Raw genomic sequence first — 17,415 nt, 5'->3', positions numbered from 1 at the left:
CCGAGACATTCCTGCTTCATGCCCCCTTCAAGATTCGCAGTACCTTCAGAAGTGCCAGGCCTCGCGGCGCGGCGGATCGCGGCTGATATTCTCGACGGCGTGCTGCACAAGCATCGCACCCTCGACGACCAGCTCGACGGCGCGGGCGCCCATCCCGGACTGAAGGCGCTCGCCGATCGCGACCGCGCGTTGATGCGGCGGCTGGTGGCGACGATCCTGCGGCGGCTCGGCACGCTCGGCCATTTGCTGTCGCGCCTGCTCGATCGCGGCATTCCGACGGATGCGCCGCGGGCACAGAGCGCGCTTCTGATCGGCGCGGCGCAGATTCTCTGGATGGACGTGCCGGATCACGCCGCCGTCGATCTTTCGGTGCGGCTGGTGCAATCGGACCGCCGCGCCGCAAAGTATGCCGGCCTCGTCAACGCCGTGCTGCGCCGCTGCGCGCGCGAGGGACAGCCGCTGATCGAAGAAGTCAAGTCGCAGACGCTTGATGTTCCGCCGTGGCTGTTGACGCGCTGGATCGGCGCCTATGGCGAGACCACCGCGCGCGAGATGGCGCGCGCCATCGGCCACGAGCCGTCCCTCGACATCACCGTGAAGACGGACGCCGCGCAATGGGCGAGCCGCCTGCATGGCGAAGCCTTGCCGACCGGAACCGTGCGCACGCTGCTGCAGGGTTCGGTGACCATGCTGCCCGGTTTCTCCGAGGGACAGTGGTGGGTGCAGGACGCCGCCGCCGCACTGCCGGCGCGGCTGTTCGGCGATGTCGTCGGCAAGAGCATCGTCGATCTCTGCGCCGCGCCCGGCGGCAAGACCGCGCAGCTCGCGCACGCTGGCGCGCGCGTCACCGCGGTCGATCGCTCGCCGGCGCGCATGGCACGGCTGCGCGACAATCTGGCCCGGCTTTCGCTGCAGGCCGATGACGTGGTGACCGATGCAGCCGAATGGCAAGGCAGCGGCAATGGCGGTTACGACGGCGTGCTGGTGGATGCGCCCTGCACCTCCACCGGCACCATCCGCCGACACCCCGATGTCGCCTGGCTGCGTCAGGAAGCCGACATTGCGGCGCTGTCCGCGCTACAGAAACGGTTGCTGCAAAAGGCGGTCGCCCTGCTCAAGCCGGGCGGAATGCTGGTCTATTGTACCTGTTCGCTGGAGCCCGAGGAAGGCGAACAGGCGGTCGCGTCCCTGCTCGCTACCGAACCGGGCATGCGCCGTGTCCCGGTCGAGGCGGACGAGGTCGCAGGCCTCAGCGAGATCGTGACCGCAAGCGGTGATTTACGCACCCTTCCCTGCCATTTGCCCCATGACGACCCCCGGCTCGGCGGGCTGGATGGATTTTACGCAGCGCGGCTGGTTAAAACCTGATTTTAGACCGGAATCACCCTGCCTTCGGGTGATTCGTCGATTTTCAAGATGGTGTCTTACCGGCGTTTCCGGATTAAAAGGATTCGCCAGAATACCCCTCCCTCTCCTTAAGCCAAGGCACGGCGTGTCGGTCGCTCAACGCAGACGCATCTCGACGCTTATCATGAGCCGCTCGGCGCGGACCGTGATCGCGCGCGCGACCGGCGCCACCGTGGCGGTATCGCGGCTGTGGCCGGGGCGCGCCGACCGGCTGATCATCGCCCCGCACGATCTGCGCACCGCCGACGCCACCCGCGCCGCGGAAATCTATGCCGGCCGCTTCGTGTTCGCCGGCAAAATCGTCACTTGCCATGGCCGCTCGATCTTCGATCTGGAGCCGCCGTCGGAAGATTGGGAAGTCGCGCTGCTCGGCTTCGGCTGGCTGCGGCACCTGCGCGCTGCCGACACCGCGCTGACCCGCGCCAATGCCCGCTCGCTGGTCGACGACTGGATATCGAACCCGGCGCGCAGGCGGCCGCTCGAACGCCGCCCCGACGTGCTGGCGCGCCGCGTGATCTCGCTGTTGTCGCAGGCGCCGCTGGTGCTCGGCGACACCGACGGAAAATTCTATCGCAAATATCTGCGCGGGCTGACCCGCGAAATTCGATATCTTCGCTACACGATGCTCGACATCGCCGACGGCGTGCCGCGGCTGCAGGTCCTGATTGCGCTGTGCTACGCCTCGCTGTGCCTGGCCAATCAGGCGCGGCACATCCGCTCCGCCACGCGACGGCTTTCCGACGAATTGCAGCGCCAGATCCAACCCGACGGCGGGCACATCTCGCGCAACCCCGGCGCGCTGGTCGAACTGCTCAGCGACCTCCTGCCCCTGCGTCAGACCTTTGCGGCTCGCAACATCGCGCCGCCGCCCGCGCTGTTGAATGCGATCGACCGCATGATGCCGATGCTGCGCTTCTTCCGTCATGGCGACGGCAGCTTTGCGCTGTTCAACGGCATGAGCAACGCGCCCTCGGACCTGGTGGCGACGCTGCTGGCCTATGACGACACGCACGGCGTGCCGATGGCGAACATGCCGCATACTGGCTTCCAGCGCCTCGACGCCGGCACGACGACCGTCATCATCGATAGCGGCCCGCCGCCGCCGCCGAATGTCAGCCAGGAAGCGCACGCCGGGTGTCTCTCGTTCGAACTGTCTTCGGGGCCGAGCCGGATCGTGGTCAATTGCGGGATGCCCTCGACCGGCCGGGACAATTGGCGCACCTTTGCCCGCAGCACCGCAGCGCATTCGACCCTGACCTATCACGAGGCGTCCTCGTGCCAGTTCGTCGAATTATCGGCGATGAAGCGCCTCTTGCAGGGCGCGCCGGTCGTCAGCGGTCCGGCCAACGTGGAAAGCTACCGCGAGGCGGTGGCCGACGGCGATCTCCTGACCACCTCGCATGACGGCTATCTCGCACGCTTCGGCGTCGTGCATCGCCGGGTGCTGATGATCTCCCATGACGGCGCAAGGCTCGACGGCGAGGACACCGTGTCGCCGGCGCCGGGGACGCGCATCAAGGGCGCCGAGACCGATTATGCGCTGCGGTTTCATCTTCATCCCGCGGTGAAGGCGAGCCGCCTCAGCGATGCGCGCGGCGTCATGCTGGTATTGCCCAACCGCGAAGTCTGGACCTTCGAGGCGCTCGACGACAAGGTCGATCTCGAGGACAGCGTGTTTCTGGCCGGCAATGACGGCCCGCGCCGCACCGCCCAGATCGTGATCCGCCAGGATTCCCGCCACGCCTCCTCGATCCGCTGGAGCTTTGTCCGCTCGAGCACGTCGGCGGGCGCCGCCAACACCCGGCGCAATGCGCGGCGCGAGCCGGAATTGCCGCTCTGAGGCACCGCGCAGAACGTCCGCGAACGATCGGCTTGACCAACGTAAGCTATTTGCTTACATTGCTCGTGTGATCCGGTCCTTCAAGAGCAAGGCCCTCTCCGAGCTGTGGGCGAAGGGCAGGAGTTCGAAAATAGACGCAAAAATGCACAAGCGCATTTTCGCGAGGCTCGATCGTCTCGACGTCGCGGTCCGGCCGGAGGAAATGAACGTGCCGGGTTTTGACTTTCATTCCTTGCATGGATTCAATCCGAGGCGATATTCCGTCCACGTCAACGGACCTTGGTGCATTACCTTCGAGTTCGATGGTGAAGCGTGTCGTGTCGATTTCGAACAGTACCATTAGAGGAGCAAAACATGGCGTATGCGGCCAAGCGCGGCAAAAGCCGCTGCCCCACTCATCCCGGCGCGTTGCTTCGTGATGAGATTATTCCGGCCACCGGCCGGACCAAGTCGGAAATCGCGGGGCTGCTCGGGATTTCGCGGCAGCATCTTTACGACATCCTGCAGGAGAAAAAGCCGGTGTCCCCGACCGTGGCAGTTCGGCTCGGCAAGCTTTTTGGCGATGGGGCGGGAATTTGGACCAGAATGCAAGCCGCCTACGATACTTGGCAGGCGGAGCGAACTGAGGACGTCAGTCAGATCCCGACCATCAAGGCAAAGGCGGCTTGAGACGCCCTCATGCAGTTTCGAGAGCGCCGGAACAGCAATCCGCCCCCCATTGTGAACCCTGCCAAAAGCTGCTAACCAGCCGGCGCTCGCGCGACTGGCGACTTTGGATGGAGCACCATCGGGAAGCGCGAGAGTAATCGCCGCGCGCCTGGGCATAAGCATCCCCTAACAAAGGACCTTGCCCATGACTGATGCCACCCGCCGCGTAACCCGCGCTCTATTGTCCGTTTCCGACAAGACCGGCCTGATCGAATTCGCCAAGGCGCTCGCCGGCCATGGCGTCGAGCTCGTCTCCACCGGTGGCACCGCGAAGGCCATTGCGGCGGCGGGCCTGGAGGTGAAAGACGTTTCCGAACTCACCGGCTTCCCCGAGATGATGGACGGCCGGGTCAAGACGCTGCATCCGAAGGTGCATGGCGGCCTGCTCGCGATCCGCGACAACAAGGAGCACGCCGACGCCATGAAGGCGCACGGCATCGCGCCGATCGACCTGCTCGTCGTCAACCTCTACCCGTTCGAGGCGACCGTCGACAAAGGCGCTGCTTACGAAGACTGCATCGAGAATATCGATATCGGTGGGCCCGCGATGATCCGGGCGGCCGCCAAGAACCACGACGATGTTGCCGTCGTCGTCGAGGCGCAGGACTATCAGGCCGTGCTCGACGAACTCGCCGCCAACAAGGGCGCAACGACGCTCGCGTTGCGCCGCCGCCTCGCCGCAAAGGCCTATGCGCGCACTGCCGCCTACGATGCCGCGATCTCGAACTGGTTTGCCACAGAGCTCAAGGACAACGCGCCGGATTTCCGCGCCTTCGGCGGCCGGCTGATCCAGTCCTTGCGCTATGGCGAGAACCCGCACCAGACCGCGGCGTTTTATGCGACGCCCGACAAGCGGCCCGGCGTCTCCACCGCGCGGCAGTTGCAGGGCAAGGAGCTTTCCTACAACAACATCAACGATACCGATGCAGCTTACGAATGCGTCGGTGAATTCGATCCGAAGCGCACGGCCGCCTGCGTTATCGTGAAACATGCAAACCCGTGCGGCGTTGCGGAGGGACCTGATCTCGTCACCGCCTATCGCCGCGCGCTCGCCTGCGACTCGACGTCGGCCTACGGCGGCATCATCGCAGTCAACCGCACGCTGGACGCGGAGGCCGCGCGCGCCATCATCGGCATTTTCACCGAAGTAATCATCGCCCCCGACGCCACTGAAGAGGCGATCTCGATCATCGGCAGCAGGCGTAATTTGCGCCTGTTGCTCGCGGGCGGCCTGCCCGACCCGCGCACGGTCGGCCTGACCGCCAAGACGGTTGCCGGCGGCTTGCTGCTGCAGAGCCACGACAACGCGGTGGTTGAGGACATGGACATCAAGGTCGCAACCAAACGCGCGCCGACCGACGCCGAACTGCGCGATCTCAAATTCGCCTTCCGCGTAGCCAAGCACGTCAAGTCGAACACCATCATCTACGCCAAGGATCTCGCCACTGTGGGCATCGGCGCCGGCCAGATGAGCCGGGTCGATTCGGCGCGTATTGCCGCCCGCAAAGCACAGGACGCTGCGGCCGAAATGAAGCTTGCCGAACCGCTGACCAAAGGCTCCGTGGTCGCATCCGATGCGTTCTTCCCCTTCGCCGACGGCATGCTGGCCTGCATCGAAGCCGGCGCAACGGCGGTAATCCAGCCCGGCGGTTCGATGCGCGATGAAGAAGTCATCAAGGCCGCCGACGACCACGGCATCGCCATGGTGTTCACCGGCGTCAGGCATTTCAGGCACTGATGCATGGGCAAAAGAGAATGCAAACCTCGGGCGCGATGCGCCGCGAGATAGTGAAGCTGTATCCACGTCATTGCGAGCGAAGCAATCCACGCCTCAGCGCGGGGATAGATGGATTGCTTCGCTTCGCTCGCAATGACGTGGATGGACCGCGGCAAAACCGGAAACCCGCCTTCGTGGAGAGCAATGCGCGACCGTCGTCCACCCTCACTGCCGCACGCGCGCCAGCAGCGCCAGGCCCGCGACGAAGAACACCACCAGCAGCGCCATGCCGGCCTTCTGGCTTGCGGTGATGGCCGTGATCGCGCCGATCAGGAGCGGACCGATGAACGACGTCACCTTGCCGGTCAGCGCGAACAATCCAAAGTATTGCGCGATGCGATCCTTCGGCGCGAGACGGATCAGCAGCGTGCGCGACGCGGCCTGCAGCGGGCCGCCGGCCGCGCCGATCAGGCACCCGAGCACGAGATAAGCGCGCTCGGCGGCGCCGGAGAACAGCACGCCGCCCGGAGCTGGTGGCGCGACCTTCACGAACAGGATCGAATCCTTGTCGACCAGCAAGATCGCAGCGAGCGCAAGCAGCAGGATCGTGAGGCTGCCGGCGATGACGCGCTTGGGTCCGAACCTGTCGTCGAGCTTGCCGCCGAGCCAGGCGCCGAAGGTACCCGCAATCGCCAGTAGAATTCCGAACGTCCCGATCTGGATCGTATGCCAGCCGAAGGTGCCGGCGGCGTAGATGCCGCCGAACGCGAACAGCGACACCAGTCCGTCGGTATAGATCATGTTGGCGAGCAGGAACGTCGCCATCGATTTCTGCTTCGGCAATTCGCCGAGCGTTCGCTTGAGCCCGCTCAATCCTTCGCGCAACGCCTCGCGGATCGGACGCTTGGCCGGATAATCCGGTGTGAGCAGAAACATCGGCGTCACGAAAATGACGAACCAGATGCCGGTCAAGGGCCCGGTGATGCGATCGCCCTGGTGCGTGACCGGATCGAGACCGAACAACGGCGCGAGGCCGAACAATGTCCGCCCGGTCTCAGGACTGGCCGCCAGAAAGCCGAGCACGAGGATGAGGCTGAGGATACCGCCGATATAGCCGGTCGCCCATCCGGTGCCGGACAACCGCCCGATTCTGTCCGGCGGCACCAGCGTCGGCATCATCGCATTGTTGAAGACGGTGGCGAATTCGACACCGATGCTCGCAATAGCATAGGCCAACAGCAGTGGCGGGATGACGCTGGGGTCGCCCGGCTTTCCGAACCACATCAGGCAAGAGCCGATCACCAAAAGCGACCCGAAGCCGGCGATCCACGGCTTGCGGCGCCCGCTGGCGTCGGCGATGGCACCCAGCACCGGCGACAGCAGCGCGATCACGAGACCGGCGGCAGCAGTGGCGAATCCCCACAGCGCCTGTCCCCTCGCCGGATCTGGCGCCACGAAGCCCGCGAAATAGGGCGCGAAGACAAACGTGGTGATCAGCGTGAAATAAGGCTGCGCGGCCCAATCGAAGAAGATCCAGCTCACGACGGCGGCGCGGCGCGGATAGGCCTGCGGAATCTCGGCGCCAACTGCCTCGGAAGCGATCACCGCCATGCCGGATATTTCCTTCAAAAGTCTCGCGAAGCGTTTTGCGTGCCGAAGCCGAACCCATATAGCATGCGTCACCAACGCTGGCGCTGTTGCCCACGCGCCACACAGGCTCAAACTGCGGCGGATTTTCGATGACACTCTTTCAAATCAGCCGGCGCAAGGCGATTGCCGCAATCGCGCTGGTATTCGCCTGCGGCACGACTACCTTCGCGCAAGAACGCCGCTTTTATTCGCCGGACCTCTCCGCCGTTCGTTCCATTCCAGCCGAATACGGCATGGCGGTCGCCCAGGAAAGGATCGCGGCGGAAGTCGGCGCCGACATTCTCCGGCAAGGCGGCAACGCGGTTGATGCCGCGGTCGCCACTGGCTTTGCGCTTGCCGTCACCTATCCACGCGCCGGGAACATCGGCGGCGGCGGCTTCATGGTGATCCATTCGGCCGAGCGCAATGAAGACGTCGCCATCGACTATCGCGAGACCGCACCGGCCGCCACCACGCGCGATATCTTTCTGGGACCGGACGGCAAGCCCGATACCGACAAGTCGCGCAATTCCGCGCTTGGTATCGGCGTGCCCGGCACGGTGGCCGGATTGGCGCTGGCGCTGGAGAAATACGGCTCCGGCCGCTTCACGCTAGCGCAAATCCTTAAGCCCGCCATCGAGCTCGCACGAGATGGTTTCGTGATCGCCGACGACACCGCCGACACGCTGCCGGACCTGTATCGCCGGATGGCGCGCTGGCCGAACTCGGCCAAGACGTTCTCCCGTGACGACGGCACGGCGCTGCGAGAGGGCGACCGTCTGGTTCAGGCCGATCTCGCGGCAACGCTGTCGGCGATTGCCGAGCAGGGACCGCGCGGATTTTACCAGGGGCCGGTCGCCGAATGGCTGGCAAAAGCCGTCCGCGATGCCGGCGGCATCATGACGGCGGACGATCTCAAATCCTATGAGGCAGTGATCCGCAGTCCCGTGCGCGGCAGCTATCGCGGCTACGAGATCGTGTCGATGCCGCTGCCCTCGTCCGGGGGCACGGTGTTGCTGGAGGCGCTGAACATTCTCGAAGGGTTTCCCATGGCGGACATGAAGCAGGGCTCGGCGCCCTCGTTGCATGTCATGATCGAGGCCATGAAGCGCGCGTACGCCGACCGGGCGCGCTATCTCGGCGATCCCGCCTTCGTCAATGCGCCGGCGAACATCCTGATTGCGAAGGATTACGCGGCGAAGCAACGCGCCAGCATCGACCTTGCGCGCGCTACGCCCGCCGAGGCGTTATCCGTGAGCCTGCCGCGCGAGGGCAGCAATACCACGCATTATTCCGTCGTCGACGCCCGCGGCAATGCCGTCAGCAACACCTATACGCTGAATTTTTCCTATGGCGTCGGCCTCGTCGCCGATGGCACCGGCGTGCTGCTCAACAACGAGCTCGACGACTTCACCGCAGCACCCGGCGCGGCGAACGCGTTCGGCCTGGTCGGCTTCGAAGCCAATTTGCCGGGCCCGGGCAAAAGGCCGCTGTCGTCGATGTCGCCCACCATCGTGCTGAAGGACGGCAAGCCGGTGCTGGTGACGGGCTCGCCGGGCGGCAGCCGCATCATTTCAGCCGTGCTGCAGGTCGTGGTCAACGTGCTCGATTACAAGATGGACGTCGCCACCGCCGTGGCCGCACCCCGGCTGCACCATCAATGGATGCCGGACGTGGTACGCGTGGAGCGCGGTTTCCCGCAGGAAACGCTGGATGCGCTAAAGGAGAAGGGCCATCAGGTGGTCGAGCCGCTCGGCCAGACCTCGGGCAATTCGATCGCCGTCACGCCCAGCGGCCTGCTCGGCGCCCCCGATCCGCGGACAAGAGGAGCAGCGGCGGTAGGGCATTAAGCGCAGCGATGGGACAATGAAGCCACGCACTCGTGAGGGACGTACCAGTGGAAGGGTTCCCTCCCCCCTTGCGGGGGAGGGTTAGGGAGAGGGGTGCCACTTGCTCGACTGTTCGACGCATCGCACGGACAAGGCTCTCGGCTTCGCCGATCGCTTCGCGAGGTTCGTTGACCCAGGATCAATTATGTCTGCCGTTAGCGCCCGTGGCTTACCCTCTCCCCAACCCTCCCCCGCAAGGGGGGAGGGAGCCGTTCGTTCGTGCGTCCATAACTGGAGGTTCTCGTCATGACATCCCTCAAAGGCAAGACGTTGTTCATCTCCGGCGCCAGTCGCGGCATTGGGCTGGCGATTGCGCTTCGCGCCGCGCGTGACGGCGCCAATATCGCGATTGCGGCGAAGACCGCCGAGCCGCATCCGAAACTCAAGGGCACCATCTACACCGCGGCGGAAGAAATTCGCGCCGCCGGCGGCAAGGCGTTGCCGGTGCTGTGCGACATCCGCGACGAGGCGCAGGTGATGGCGGCGATCGAGCAGACCGTCGCCGAATTCGGCGGCATCGACATCTGCGTCAACAACGCCAGCGCCATCAGCCTGACCAACTCGCAAGCAACCGACATGAAGCGGTTCGACCTGATGTTGGGCATCAACACCCGCGGCACGTTCATGGTGTCGAAATACTGCATCCCGCATCTGAAGAAGGCGGAAAACCCGCACATACTGATGCTGTCGCCGCCGCTCGACATGAAGACGAAATGGTTCGAGCATTCCACCGCCTATACGATGGCGAAGTTCGGCATGAGCATGTGCGTGCTGGGCTTGTCGGGTGAGTTGAAATCCGCCGGCGTCGCCGTCAACGCGCTATGGCCGCGCACCACCATCGCCACCGCCGCGGTCGGCAACCTGCTCGGCGGCGAGGCGATGATGCGCGCCAGCCGCACGCCCGAGATCATGGGCGACGCCGCGCACGCGATCCTGACCAGGCCGGCTCGGGAATTCACCGGACAGTTCTGCATCGACGACAAGGTGCTGTACGCGTCCGGCGTCAGGGATTTCGAGCACTACCGCGTCGATCGGTCCGTGCCGTTGATGTCGGATTTCTTCGTCCCCGACGACGACGTGCCGCCGCCCGGCGTCACCGTGCAGGCGCTGCCCTCGGTCGGCGCCGCGCAGACGTCGCGCTAGAAGCCCGTGGAGCATGTGAACTTGCGAAAGTGGATCGCCCCGGCTGGTGAGGGAAGTGATCGCGGCGGTGCAGCCATGAGAGACCGTCAGTGCGAGGAGATGTCACCGCCCGACCACATACGGCCCGCCCTTTTCCAGCGCGCGCGCATAGGCCGGCCGACCCTGGATGCGTTCGAGAAACGCCATCGCCTTGGGATGGCCCTGCTCCAGCCCGCCGCGCGCCGCGGCGGCTTCCAGCGGAAAGCTCATCTGGATATCGGCGGCGGTGAATTCATTGCCGGCGAACCATTCGCTCTTGCCGAGTTCGCTCTCCCAGTAATCCATGTGCTGCTTGAGCTGCGGATTGACCAGGGTGGTCAGCGCCGTGTTGGAGACCTTGCGCACCAGCGGCCGCAGCAGCGCGGGCGCGCGCTTCGGCATCAGCGTGAACAGCAGCTTCAAAAGCAGCGGCGACATCGCGGAGCCTTCCGCATAGTGCAGCCAATAAGTGTAGCGCAGCCGCTCCGGCGTGTTCGGCGGCGGGATCAGTCGACCATTGCCATAAGTGCCGACGATGTATTCGCAGATCGCGCCGGACTCGGCGATCGTGTTGCCGTTGTCGGTGATGACGGGCGATTTGCCGAGCGGGTGAATGGCGCGCAGCTCCTTCGGCGCGCGCATGTCCGGCTGGCGCTGATAGCGGACGATCTCGTAAGCGACGCCAAGCTCTTCGAGAAGCCAGAGCACACGCTGGGAGCGTGAGTTGTTGAGATGATGAACCGTCAGCATGGCGTCCCCCTGGAGTTGGCGTGGCGTTGGTGCCAGCCGGGGGATGGAAAGTCGAGACGACCTTGAGTCAGGTCATATTTTACCCGGGGAATATTGACATCCAAAATTTATCCGGGTAAATATAGCACACCGAAAATCCAGAGTATCTCCAATGGCTGACGCGTCTCGCCCCCTGTTCACAGCCTTCATCGGCCCGCAACGCCTGGCGGCCGGCCCCCACGCCGAGGTCGCACTGGCGGTCATGCAGGCTTCCCGCAGGCCTGCCGTGCTGCCGATCATCATATTCAACGACGCGACCGGCCAGCCGATCGATCTCGACCTTCGCGGGGCCGAGGGCGACGTTATTGCCCGCCTGCCGCAACCGGCCTCGCCTCCGGAAGTCGAAGCCGATGAGGCTGCGGCGGCGATTGAGCCGCGCGGACGGGGGCGGCCCAGGCTCGGCGTGGTAGCGCGCGAGGTGACGCTGTTGCCGCGCCATTGGGAATGGCTCGGGGCGCAGCCCGGCGGAGCGTCGGTGGCGTTGCGCAAGCTCGTCGACGAGGCGCGCCGCGCCAATGGCGATGCGGATCGCGCCCGCGCGGCAAGGGATGCCGCCTATCGCTTCATGTCGGTGATGGCCGGCAATCTCGCCGGCTTCGAGGAAGCCTCGCGGGCGTTGTTCGCCGATGACCGGCGGCGCTTCGTCGCTCTCGTCGCCGGCTGGCCCGACGATATCCGCGACCACGTCGTCAAGCTCGCCTTCAGCGATCGCACCGAGCCATAGGCGCGATCGCCCTTCAGCCGAATTTCCAAAGTCGCTCGCCCGCCACGCCTTCCAGAATATTACGATCGTCATAGTGCTGTGGACGCGCCGGCTGCCTTGCGTCACAATGCGCCAAAACGTCCAAGGAGACTGCCGTGAGTTCAAATCCGCAATTCCTGTTCGATTTCGGCAGCCCCAACGCCTTCCTCAGCCATGAAGCGATTCCGGCGATCGAAAAGCGTACCGGCGTCAAGTTCGAATATGTGCCGATCCTGCTCGGCGGCATCTTCAAGGCCACCAACAACAAGTCGCCCGCCGAAACGCTCGCTGGCATCAAGAACAAGCGCGAATTCCTCGCGCTGGAAACCGAACGCTTCGTGAAGCGCTTTGGGGTCAAGCCCTACGTCTGGAACCCGTTCTTCCCGGTCAACACGCTGAACCTGATGCGCACGGCGGTGGCAGCCCAGTTCGAGGGCGTGTTCGAGAAGTATGTCGATGCTGCCTTCCACCACATGTGGGTCGAGCCAAAGAAGATGGATGATCCCGAAGTCGCAGCCAAGGCGCTGACCTCGTCCGGCCTGGATGCTGCCAAGCTGCTGGCGCGATCGCAAGATGCGGATGTAAAGGCCAGGCTGATCGAGAATACGCAAAACGCGGTCGACCGTGGCGCGTTCGGCTCGCCGACGTTCTTCGTGGGCAAGGAAATGTTCTTCGGCAAGGAACAACTTCGCGAAGTCGAGGAAATGATTTCGGGGAAGTAGCTGCCCAGACCAGACCACATGGTAGGCAAGCGAATGGTGAGTAGCGAATAGCGAATAGTTGGGAGTAGATTGCAGCCAGCATCTTCCTACTCGCCATTCGCTACTCGCTATTCGCCCGTTCCAAAATCAACAATAAGGAAAGTTGATCCATGCGTATTCTCGTGGTCGGGGCCGGCGCCATCGGCGGCTATTTCGGCGGCAGGCTGCTTCAGGCAGGAAACGACGTGACGTTCCTGGTCCGGCCGAAGCGCGCATCCGAACTCGCAAGCGCCGGTCTCGTCATCAAGAGCCCCGCCGGCGACGTGACGCTCGAGAACCCGCCGACCGTGCAGGCCGACAAACTCACCGAGACATTCGACGTCGTGCTATTGAGCTGCAAGGCGTTTGACCTGGAGGATGCGATCAAATCTTTTGCTCCTGCAGTCGGGCCGCAAACCGCAATCATCCCGCTGCTCAACGGCATGCTGCACCTCAGCGTGCTGGACAAGAAATTCGGGGCCGACCGCGTGCTCGGCGGCCTCTGCGCGATCGCGGTGACGCTCAACGAGGCCCGCGAGGTAGTTCAGCTCGCGCCGATGCAATCGCTAAATATTGGCGAGCGCGACGGCTCGATGTCGGAGCGGGTGCGTGCGATTGCAAAAGTGTTCGACAGCGGCAAGTTCGGCGCCGCGGCCAGCGAACACATCATGCAGGACATGTGGGAGAAGTGGGTTTTCCTTGCTTCGCTCGCAGCCTCCACCTGCCTGATGCGCACCTCAGTCGGCAACATCCTGGCAGTGGCTGGCGGCAAGGATTTTCTGCTCGGCATGCTCGATGAATGCAGCGCGATCGCAAAGGCGTCGGGCTACGAGCCGACGGGACCGTTCTTCCAGCGTACCAGCGGCTTGTTGACCACCGAGGGCTCGCCGATGACCGCCTCGATGTTCCGCGATATCAAGGCGGGACTGCCGGTGGAAGCCGATCATGTGATCGGCGATCTCGTCGCACGCGCCGACGCGGCGAAGATTCCGGTGCCGAAGCTGCGCATCGCCTATACGCATCTGAAAGCGTATGAGAAGCAGCGGGGGTGAGGTTCACATCCGGTGTCGTCCCTGCGTTCGCACTAGGGCATCTACACGCTTGCCGGGCCATATACGAGGAGTTGGAAGCGAGCCATTCCCATGTGGAAGGTGATTGGTCCAGGTGGGCGATGAGAGGCGTAACCGGTCCATCCGCCGAGCTTTGCGATGATCCATGCCGCCCAGGCGACAGTGTTGGGGCGATGGTGGTTCTTCTGGAGCTCGGTGCGGCCTTTCAGGGTTTTGTTGATGGCCTTGAGCGCTTCGATCTCGTCCGGCGTGAACACAAATTCGACCTGCAATTGTTCGCCGCCATTGCGGGCTTGAACGAGCTGGATGACGATACATGCTACTCTGGTGGCGATCGCCACGAGTTTGATCAGGCCTTCAGCGCTGTCGAGCTGACTATCCTCGATGCGCAGACCCTGGCTCTTCAGCGAGCGAAAGAGCTGTTCGATGATCCAGCGCTGCTTGTACCAGGAGACGATCCGCCAGGCATCGGCGGCGGTGACGACCGGATGAGTGGTCAGGAGCAACCAATGAATGGGCTTGGCGCTCTTCGGGGGGTGCAACTCGACGACCTCCACGAAGCTGACTTTGACGCCCTGTGGCAGGTCTTTCACGCCGGGGCGCTGCGGTCGTTTGAGCACAACGGTTCCCAGGCGCATGGAGAGGTGGGCCTGGCGACCGTGGCGATCCATTCGCTTTGGTAGATCGATCACCGCCTTGTCGCAGAAGCGGGCCCGCGCGACCGCCTGATAAAGCGTGCCGCCATCGACCAGCGCATGGTCGTGCATGGCGCGCGACAGGAGGTGGACATTGTCAGCGGGTGTCAGCGACCAGTGAGCAAAGAAATCCCCCTCGCGGTCGTTGACGACGGTGATCATACGAGCAGCGACCAGAACCTCGCAGCCTTGCTTAGCCGTCGTCACCCAGCGCGCCGATTCCTTGTCGGCCAAGGCGCGCTTCTCGTGAGCGATCCTGGCCTTGCGCTTGCGCGTCCACACCTCACCGCCGGTGAGCCCGAGACAGACCCCGCTATCGGCATCGACCGCCATCATGGCATGCAGCAGCACGCCGCGAGCATTGCCTTTGCCGACCTTGCCCAAGTCGCGCCGATGTCCCGGACGAGTGTGGAAGTTGATCTCGCTGGTGTCCTGGATCGACAGCACATGACGCCCGCTGACCGCCATCGACGTCTGCAGGCTCCAGCCTTCAATCAGCTTGTCGATCGTGACTTGCGGATTGTTCACAAACCGCCAGAACGCCATGTTCGCGGCCCAGTTGCCCTGCGCCATCTGGCGCAAACAGACACTGCGCGTGCAAAGCATAGCCCGGAGAAGCGCCGCCCCCTTTTATCGAGGCGAACGTCTCCAAACTTACCCAGGGACAAATCCGGTTCCTGCTGCATCTCTGGCGCTCCTTCGAATCAAAGCGCCAGAGAGAGAATCATACAAAACGCTGCGGCGAACGCACATCATGCCGCCCCGAGTCAATCTGTCGCGTCCCCAAGACGTGTAGATGCCCTAGTGCGAACGCAGGGACCCATAACCACCAACGCAGATTGTTAGCGCAAACCAGACCTACATCACCCAAACGGAGAAGCCGCGGCGTATGGGTCCCTGCGTTCGCAGGGACGACGTCAGAGATGCGCGAGATAATGCGCGAGCGCCTCGATCTCTTCCTCGCTGAGGGAATAGGCGATGTCCGTCATCGCAGCCATCGCGCCGCCGGATCGCACTCCCGATTTGTACTCGCGCAGCGCCTTGACCAGGTATTCTTCGCGTTGGCCGGCGACGCGGGCGACCCCCTTGGTGCCGGCGTAGCTATCGGTGTGGCATGACGCGCAGCGCCGGCCTACGGCCGCCTGCTCGCCCTTCTTCGACAAATCAGGATTGTCGTCAGGCTTGGGCGCTTTCGGCGGTTCGAGCGAAGCGTAGTAGGCACCGAGGTTGCGAATATCCTCATTATTGAGCTGTTCGACGATCGGCTGCATTTGTTCGTTCTTGCGGGTGCCGGCACGAAAGAACACGAGCTGCCACTGGATGAATTGATCAGGCTGCGCCGCCAGCGAGGGAGTGTTCTCGATCTGCGAAATGCCACCCTCGCCATGACAATCGACGCACAGCTCGGCTTTCGCCTTGCCGGCCGCGATATCGGCGGCGCGGGCGAGCGGCACGCAAATCACGAGCGCCAGCAGCGACCCCATCAATGCACTTCGCATTTCAACTACTCTCCGACCTGTGCATCAAACAGCAAAGGCTGCGGCCACCCGTTCCCCAGGCAAACCGCAGCCTCTGCCAGCTCAAATCCTACTTCTTGGTGTAGCTGATGCGGTAGATCGCACCGGCCCAGTCGTCGGCCACGAGGACCGAACCGTCCTTGTCCAGCAAGATATCGTTCGGCCGGCCGAGGTAGCCCTGGTCGCCTTCGAGCCAGCCAGAGGCAAAGATCTCCGATTTGGCGTTCTTGCCGTCGGCATCGACGATGACGCGCTTGATCCGGGCGCCCTGGTACTTATGCCTGTTCCAGGAGCCGTGTTCGGCGATCAGGATGTTGTTCTTGTACTCGGCCGGGAATTGATCGCCGGTATAGAACTTCATGCCGAGCGGCGCGACGTGCGCGCCCAGATTGACGACGGGCGGCGTGAATTCCGAACACTTGTGGCCCATCGCGAATTTCGGGTCCGGCATATCGCCCTGGTGGCAATAGGGATAGCCGAAATGCTCGCCGATCCTGGAGATCATGTTCAGCTTGTCGCTCGGCATGTCGTCACTGACCCAGTCGCGGGCGTTCTCGGTAAACCAGTATCGCCCGCTGCGTGGATCGATGTCGCCGCCGACGCTGTTGCGGACGCCGAGCGCCCAGATTTCGGCGTTGCCGGTCTTGGGATCAACGCGGCGTATTTGCGAAACGCTGGTCGGCGGAATGCCGATGTTGAAGGGAGGACCGAACGGCAGGTAAAACCAGCCATCCTTGTCGACGGTGATGTATTTCCAACCATGAGCGATGTAGGACGGCATGTCGTCATACACCACCTTGCCGGCGCCGAGGTTGTCGAGATTGGCCTCGGCATTTTCGTATTTGATCAGCTTGTCGACCGCGACGACGTAAAGCGCGCCATCGAGAAAGGCGAGGCCGGTCGGCATCTTGAGACCCTTGAGAATGGTCTTGACCTCCTTCTTGCCGCCATTGTCCTTGATCGCATAGACATTGCCGAGGTCGAACGAGCCGACGAACAGCGTGCCCTTGTCGCCCCACGCCATCTGCCGTGCGGACAATACGTTAGACGCGTAGACTTCGATCTTGAAGCCGTCGGGCAGCTTGATCTTCTTCATCAGCGCCGCCAGTTCTGCGTCCGAGGCGCCGGTCGGCGGCCCTGACGGCGGAGCGAGGCCCTTTTGTTGTTCGGTCTCATCGCCGAGGAACCAGTCCGGCGGCGGATTGGTCCAAAAATCCTTGGTGCCGGACTCGTATTTCTTCAGGGCCTTCTGCTGCGCGCTGGCCTGGCTGACCCCCGCGACAACGAGAATGGCTGCGAGCGCAAGAATAGATCGATTGAAAGCCGATTTCATCGCGTCACTCCCCTAGTGCAGCCTGGCGGCTGCGCCTGTTATTATTTTGAACGTTCGAGAGGCGAATTTGGTCTGGTGAAGTAGGACAGACCAAAAAATGGTAGCACATCCGCTGCCGGAGAGAAGCGCGCGGCGCGCGGCTCGGTACGACCAAGACAAATTGTGAGACGGATTGCCA

General features: G+C 63.6%; 15 protein-coding genes and 1 riboswitch. Of the genes, 10 read left to right on the top strand and 5 right to left on the bottom strand.

All coding sequences use genetic code 11. The features are described from left to right. The first annotated feature begins 18 nt into the window (after positions 1–18). The 5 genes from V1278_RS03495 to purH all read left to right on the top strand — a co-directional run bounded on the left by V1278_RS03495 (position 19) and on the right by purH (position 5,693). Positions 19–1,368, top strand: a complete 1,350-nt coding sequence (locus V1278_RS03495) for an RsmB/NOP family class I SAM-dependent RNA methyltransferase (protein ID WP_334365713.1) — start codon at positions 19–21, stop codon at positions 1,366–1,368. Positions 1,369–1,531: 163 nt separating this feature from the next. Then, positions 1,532–3,247: a heparinase II/III family protein gene (locus tag V1278_RS03490; RefSeq protein WP_334365714.1), complete on the top strand. Its 1,716-nt coding sequence runs from the start codon at positions 1,532–1,534 to the stop codon at positions 3,245–3,247. Positions 3,248–3,314: 67 nt separating this feature from the next. Next, positions 3,315–3,590 (top strand): type II toxin-antitoxin system RelE/ParE family toxin, encoded by a 276-nt coding sequence (locus V1278_RS03485; protein ID WP_334369084.1) that lies wholly within the window; start codon positions 3,315–3,317, stop codon positions 3,588–3,590. Between the two features lie 11 nt (positions 3,591–3,601). Beyond that, positions 3,602–3,916, top strand: coding sequence for a HigA family addiction module antitoxin (locus tag V1278_RS03480; RefSeq protein WP_334365715.1), 315 nt, complete (start codon positions 3,602–3,604; stop codon positions 3,914–3,916). An 80-nt stretch (positions 3,917–3,996) separates the two neighbouring features. Beyond that, positions 3,997–4,077, top strand: a riboswitch (ZMP/ZTP riboswitch). A 23-nt stretch (positions 4,078–4,100) separates the two neighbouring features. Next, on the top strand, positions 4,101–5,693 hold the full coding sequence (purH, locus tag V1278_RS03475; protein WP_334379716.1) for a bifunctional phosphoribosylaminoimidazolecarboxamide formyltransferase/IMP cyclohydrolase: 1,593 nt from the start codon (positions 4,101–4,103) through the stop codon (positions 5,691–5,693). A gap of 204 nt (positions 5,694–5,897) precedes the next feature. Here purH and V1278_RS03470 read toward each other — a convergent pair whose 3' ends face one another. Beyond that, on the bottom strand, positions 5,898–7,283 hold the full coding sequence (locus V1278_RS03470) for an MFS transporter (protein ID WP_334379715.1): 1,386 nt from the start codon (positions 7,281–7,283) through the stop codon (positions 5,898–5,900). A gap of 128 nt (positions 7,284–7,411) precedes the next feature. Here V1278_RS03470 and ggt point away from each other — a divergent pair, with 128 nt between their 5' ends. Further along, the gene (gene ggt, locus V1278_RS03465; RefSeq protein WP_334379714.1) at positions 7,412–9,151 is read left to right on the top strand and encodes a gamma-glutamyltransferase; all 1,740 of its coding nucleotides are present in this window, start codon (positions 7,412–7,414) and stop codon (positions 9,149–9,151) included. Between the two features lie 285 nt (positions 9,152–9,436). After that, positions 9,437–10,333: an SDR family oxidoreductase gene (locus tag V1278_RS03460; protein WP_334365719.1), complete on the top strand. Its 897-nt coding sequence runs from the start codon at positions 9,437–9,439 to the stop codon at positions 10,331–10,333. A gap of 102 nt (positions 10,334–10,435) precedes the next feature. Here the strand turns inward: V1278_RS03460 and V1278_RS03455 are convergent, their stop codons facing one another. Next, the gene (locus V1278_RS03455) at positions 10,436–11,101 is read right to left on the bottom strand and encodes a glutathione S-transferase family protein (protein WP_334379713.1); all 666 of its coding nucleotides are present in this window, start codon (positions 11,099–11,101) and stop codon (positions 10,436–10,438) included. A 151-nt stretch (positions 11,102–11,252) separates the two neighbouring features. On the opposite strand from V1278_RS03455, the gene V1278_RS03450 reads away from it, so the two are divergent. From V1278_RS03450 to panE, 3 genes are all read left to right on the top strand, one after another. After that, entirely contained in the window at positions 11,253–11,864 is a 612-nt protein-coding gene (locus tag V1278_RS03450) for a DUF2239 family protein (RefSeq protein WP_334379712.1), read from the top strand. A gap of 134 nt (positions 11,865–11,998) precedes the next feature. Continuing rightward, on the top strand, positions 11,999–12,604 hold the full coding sequence (locus tag V1278_RS03445; RefSeq protein ID WP_334365740.1) for a 2-hydroxychromene-2-carboxylate isomerase: 606 nt from the start codon (positions 11,999–12,001) through the stop codon (positions 12,602–12,604). Positions 12,605–12,753: 149 nt separating this feature from the next. After that, a complete protein-coding gene (gene panE, locus V1278_RS03440; RefSeq protein ID WP_334379711.1) occupies positions 12,754–13,674 on the top strand; it encodes a 2-dehydropantoate 2-reductase in 921 nt (306 codons plus the stop codon). 41 nt (positions 13,675–13,715) lie between these two features. Here panE and V1278_RS03435 read toward each other — a convergent pair whose 3' ends face one another. The 3 genes from V1278_RS03435 to V1278_RS03425 form a co-directional block, all read right to left on the bottom strand. Next, positions 13,716–14,960 (bottom strand): IS4 family transposase, encoded by a 1,245-nt coding sequence (locus V1278_RS03435; protein WP_334368994.1) that lies wholly within the window; start codon positions 14,958–14,960, stop codon positions 13,716–13,718. A gap of 344 nt (positions 14,961–15,304) precedes the next feature. Then, positions 15,305–15,886, bottom strand: coding sequence for a c-type cytochrome (locus tag V1278_RS03430; RefSeq protein WP_334365742.1), 582 nt, complete (start codon positions 15,884–15,886; stop codon positions 15,305–15,307). Positions 15,887–15,974: 88 nt separating this feature from the next. Then, on the bottom strand, positions 15,975–17,237 hold the full coding sequence (locus V1278_RS03425) for a PQQ-dependent sugar dehydrogenase (RefSeq protein ID WP_334379710.1): 1,263 nt from the start codon (positions 17,235–17,237) through the stop codon (positions 15,975–15,977). Positions 17,238–17,415 lie beyond the last annotated feature (178 nt).

Source organism: Bradyrhizobium sp. AZCC 1577, from assembly GCF_036924575.1.
Taxonomy (GTDB): domain Bacteria; phylum Pseudomonadota; class Alphaproteobacteria; order Rhizobiales; family Xanthobacteraceae; genus Bradyrhizobium.
The sequence above is the reverse complement of the archived record's forward strand: the minus strand, read 5'-3'. Positions and strand labels throughout refer to the sequence as shown.

Excerpts from the sequence above, each read along its gene's own strand:
- V1278_RS03450 (WP_334379712.1), top strand. The coding sequence starts at position 11,253 with ATGGCTGACGCGTCTCGCCCCCTGTTCACAGCCTTCATCGGCCCGCAA.
- ggt (WP_334379714.1), top strand. The coding sequence starts at position 7,412 with ATGACACTCTTTCAAATCAGCCGGCGCAAGGCGATTGCCGCAATCGCG.
- V1278_RS03480 (WP_334365715.1), top strand. The coding sequence starts at position 3,602 with ATGGCGTATGCGGCCAAGCGCGGCAAAAGCCGCTGCCCCACTCATCCC.
- V1278_RS03495 (WP_334365713.1), top strand. The coding sequence starts at position 19 with ATGCCCCCTTCAAGATTCGCAGTACCTTCAGAAGTGCCAGGCCTCGCG.
- V1278_RS03435 (WP_334368994.1), bottom strand. The coding sequence starts at position 14,960 with ATGGCGCAGGGCAACTGGGCCGCGAACATGGCGTTCTGGCGGTTTGTG.
- purH (WP_334379716.1), top strand. The coding sequence starts at position 4,101 with ATGACTGATGCCACCCGCCGCGTAACCCGCGCTCTATTGTCCGTTTCC.
- V1278_RS03460 (WP_334365719.1), top strand. The coding sequence starts at position 9,437 with ATGACATCCCTCAAAGGCAAGACGTTGTTCATCTCCGGCGCCAGTCGC.
- V1278_RS03425 (WP_334379710.1), bottom strand. The coding sequence starts at position 17,237 with ATGAAATCGGCTTTCAATCGATCTATTCTTGCGCTCGCAGCCATTCTC.
- V1278_RS03470 (WP_334379715.1), bottom strand. The coding sequence starts at position 7,283 with ATGGCGGTGATCGCTTCCGAGGCAGTTGGCGCCGAGATTCCGCAGGCC.
- V1278_RS03430 (WP_334365742.1), bottom strand. The coding sequence starts at position 15,886 with ATGCGAAGTGCATTGATGGGGTCGCTGCTGGCGCTCGTGATTTGCGTG.
- V1278_RS03455 (WP_334379713.1), bottom strand. The coding sequence starts at position 11,101 with ATGCTGACGGTTCATCATCTCAACAACTCACGCTCCCAGCGTGTGCTC.
- panE (WP_334379711.1), top strand. The coding sequence starts at position 12,754 with ATGCGTATTCTCGTGGTCGGGGCCGGCGCCATCGGCGGCTATTTCGGC.
- V1278_RS03490 (WP_334365714.1), top strand. The coding sequence starts at position 1,532 with ATGAGCCGCTCGGCGCGGACCGTGATCGCGCGCGCGACCGGCGCCACC.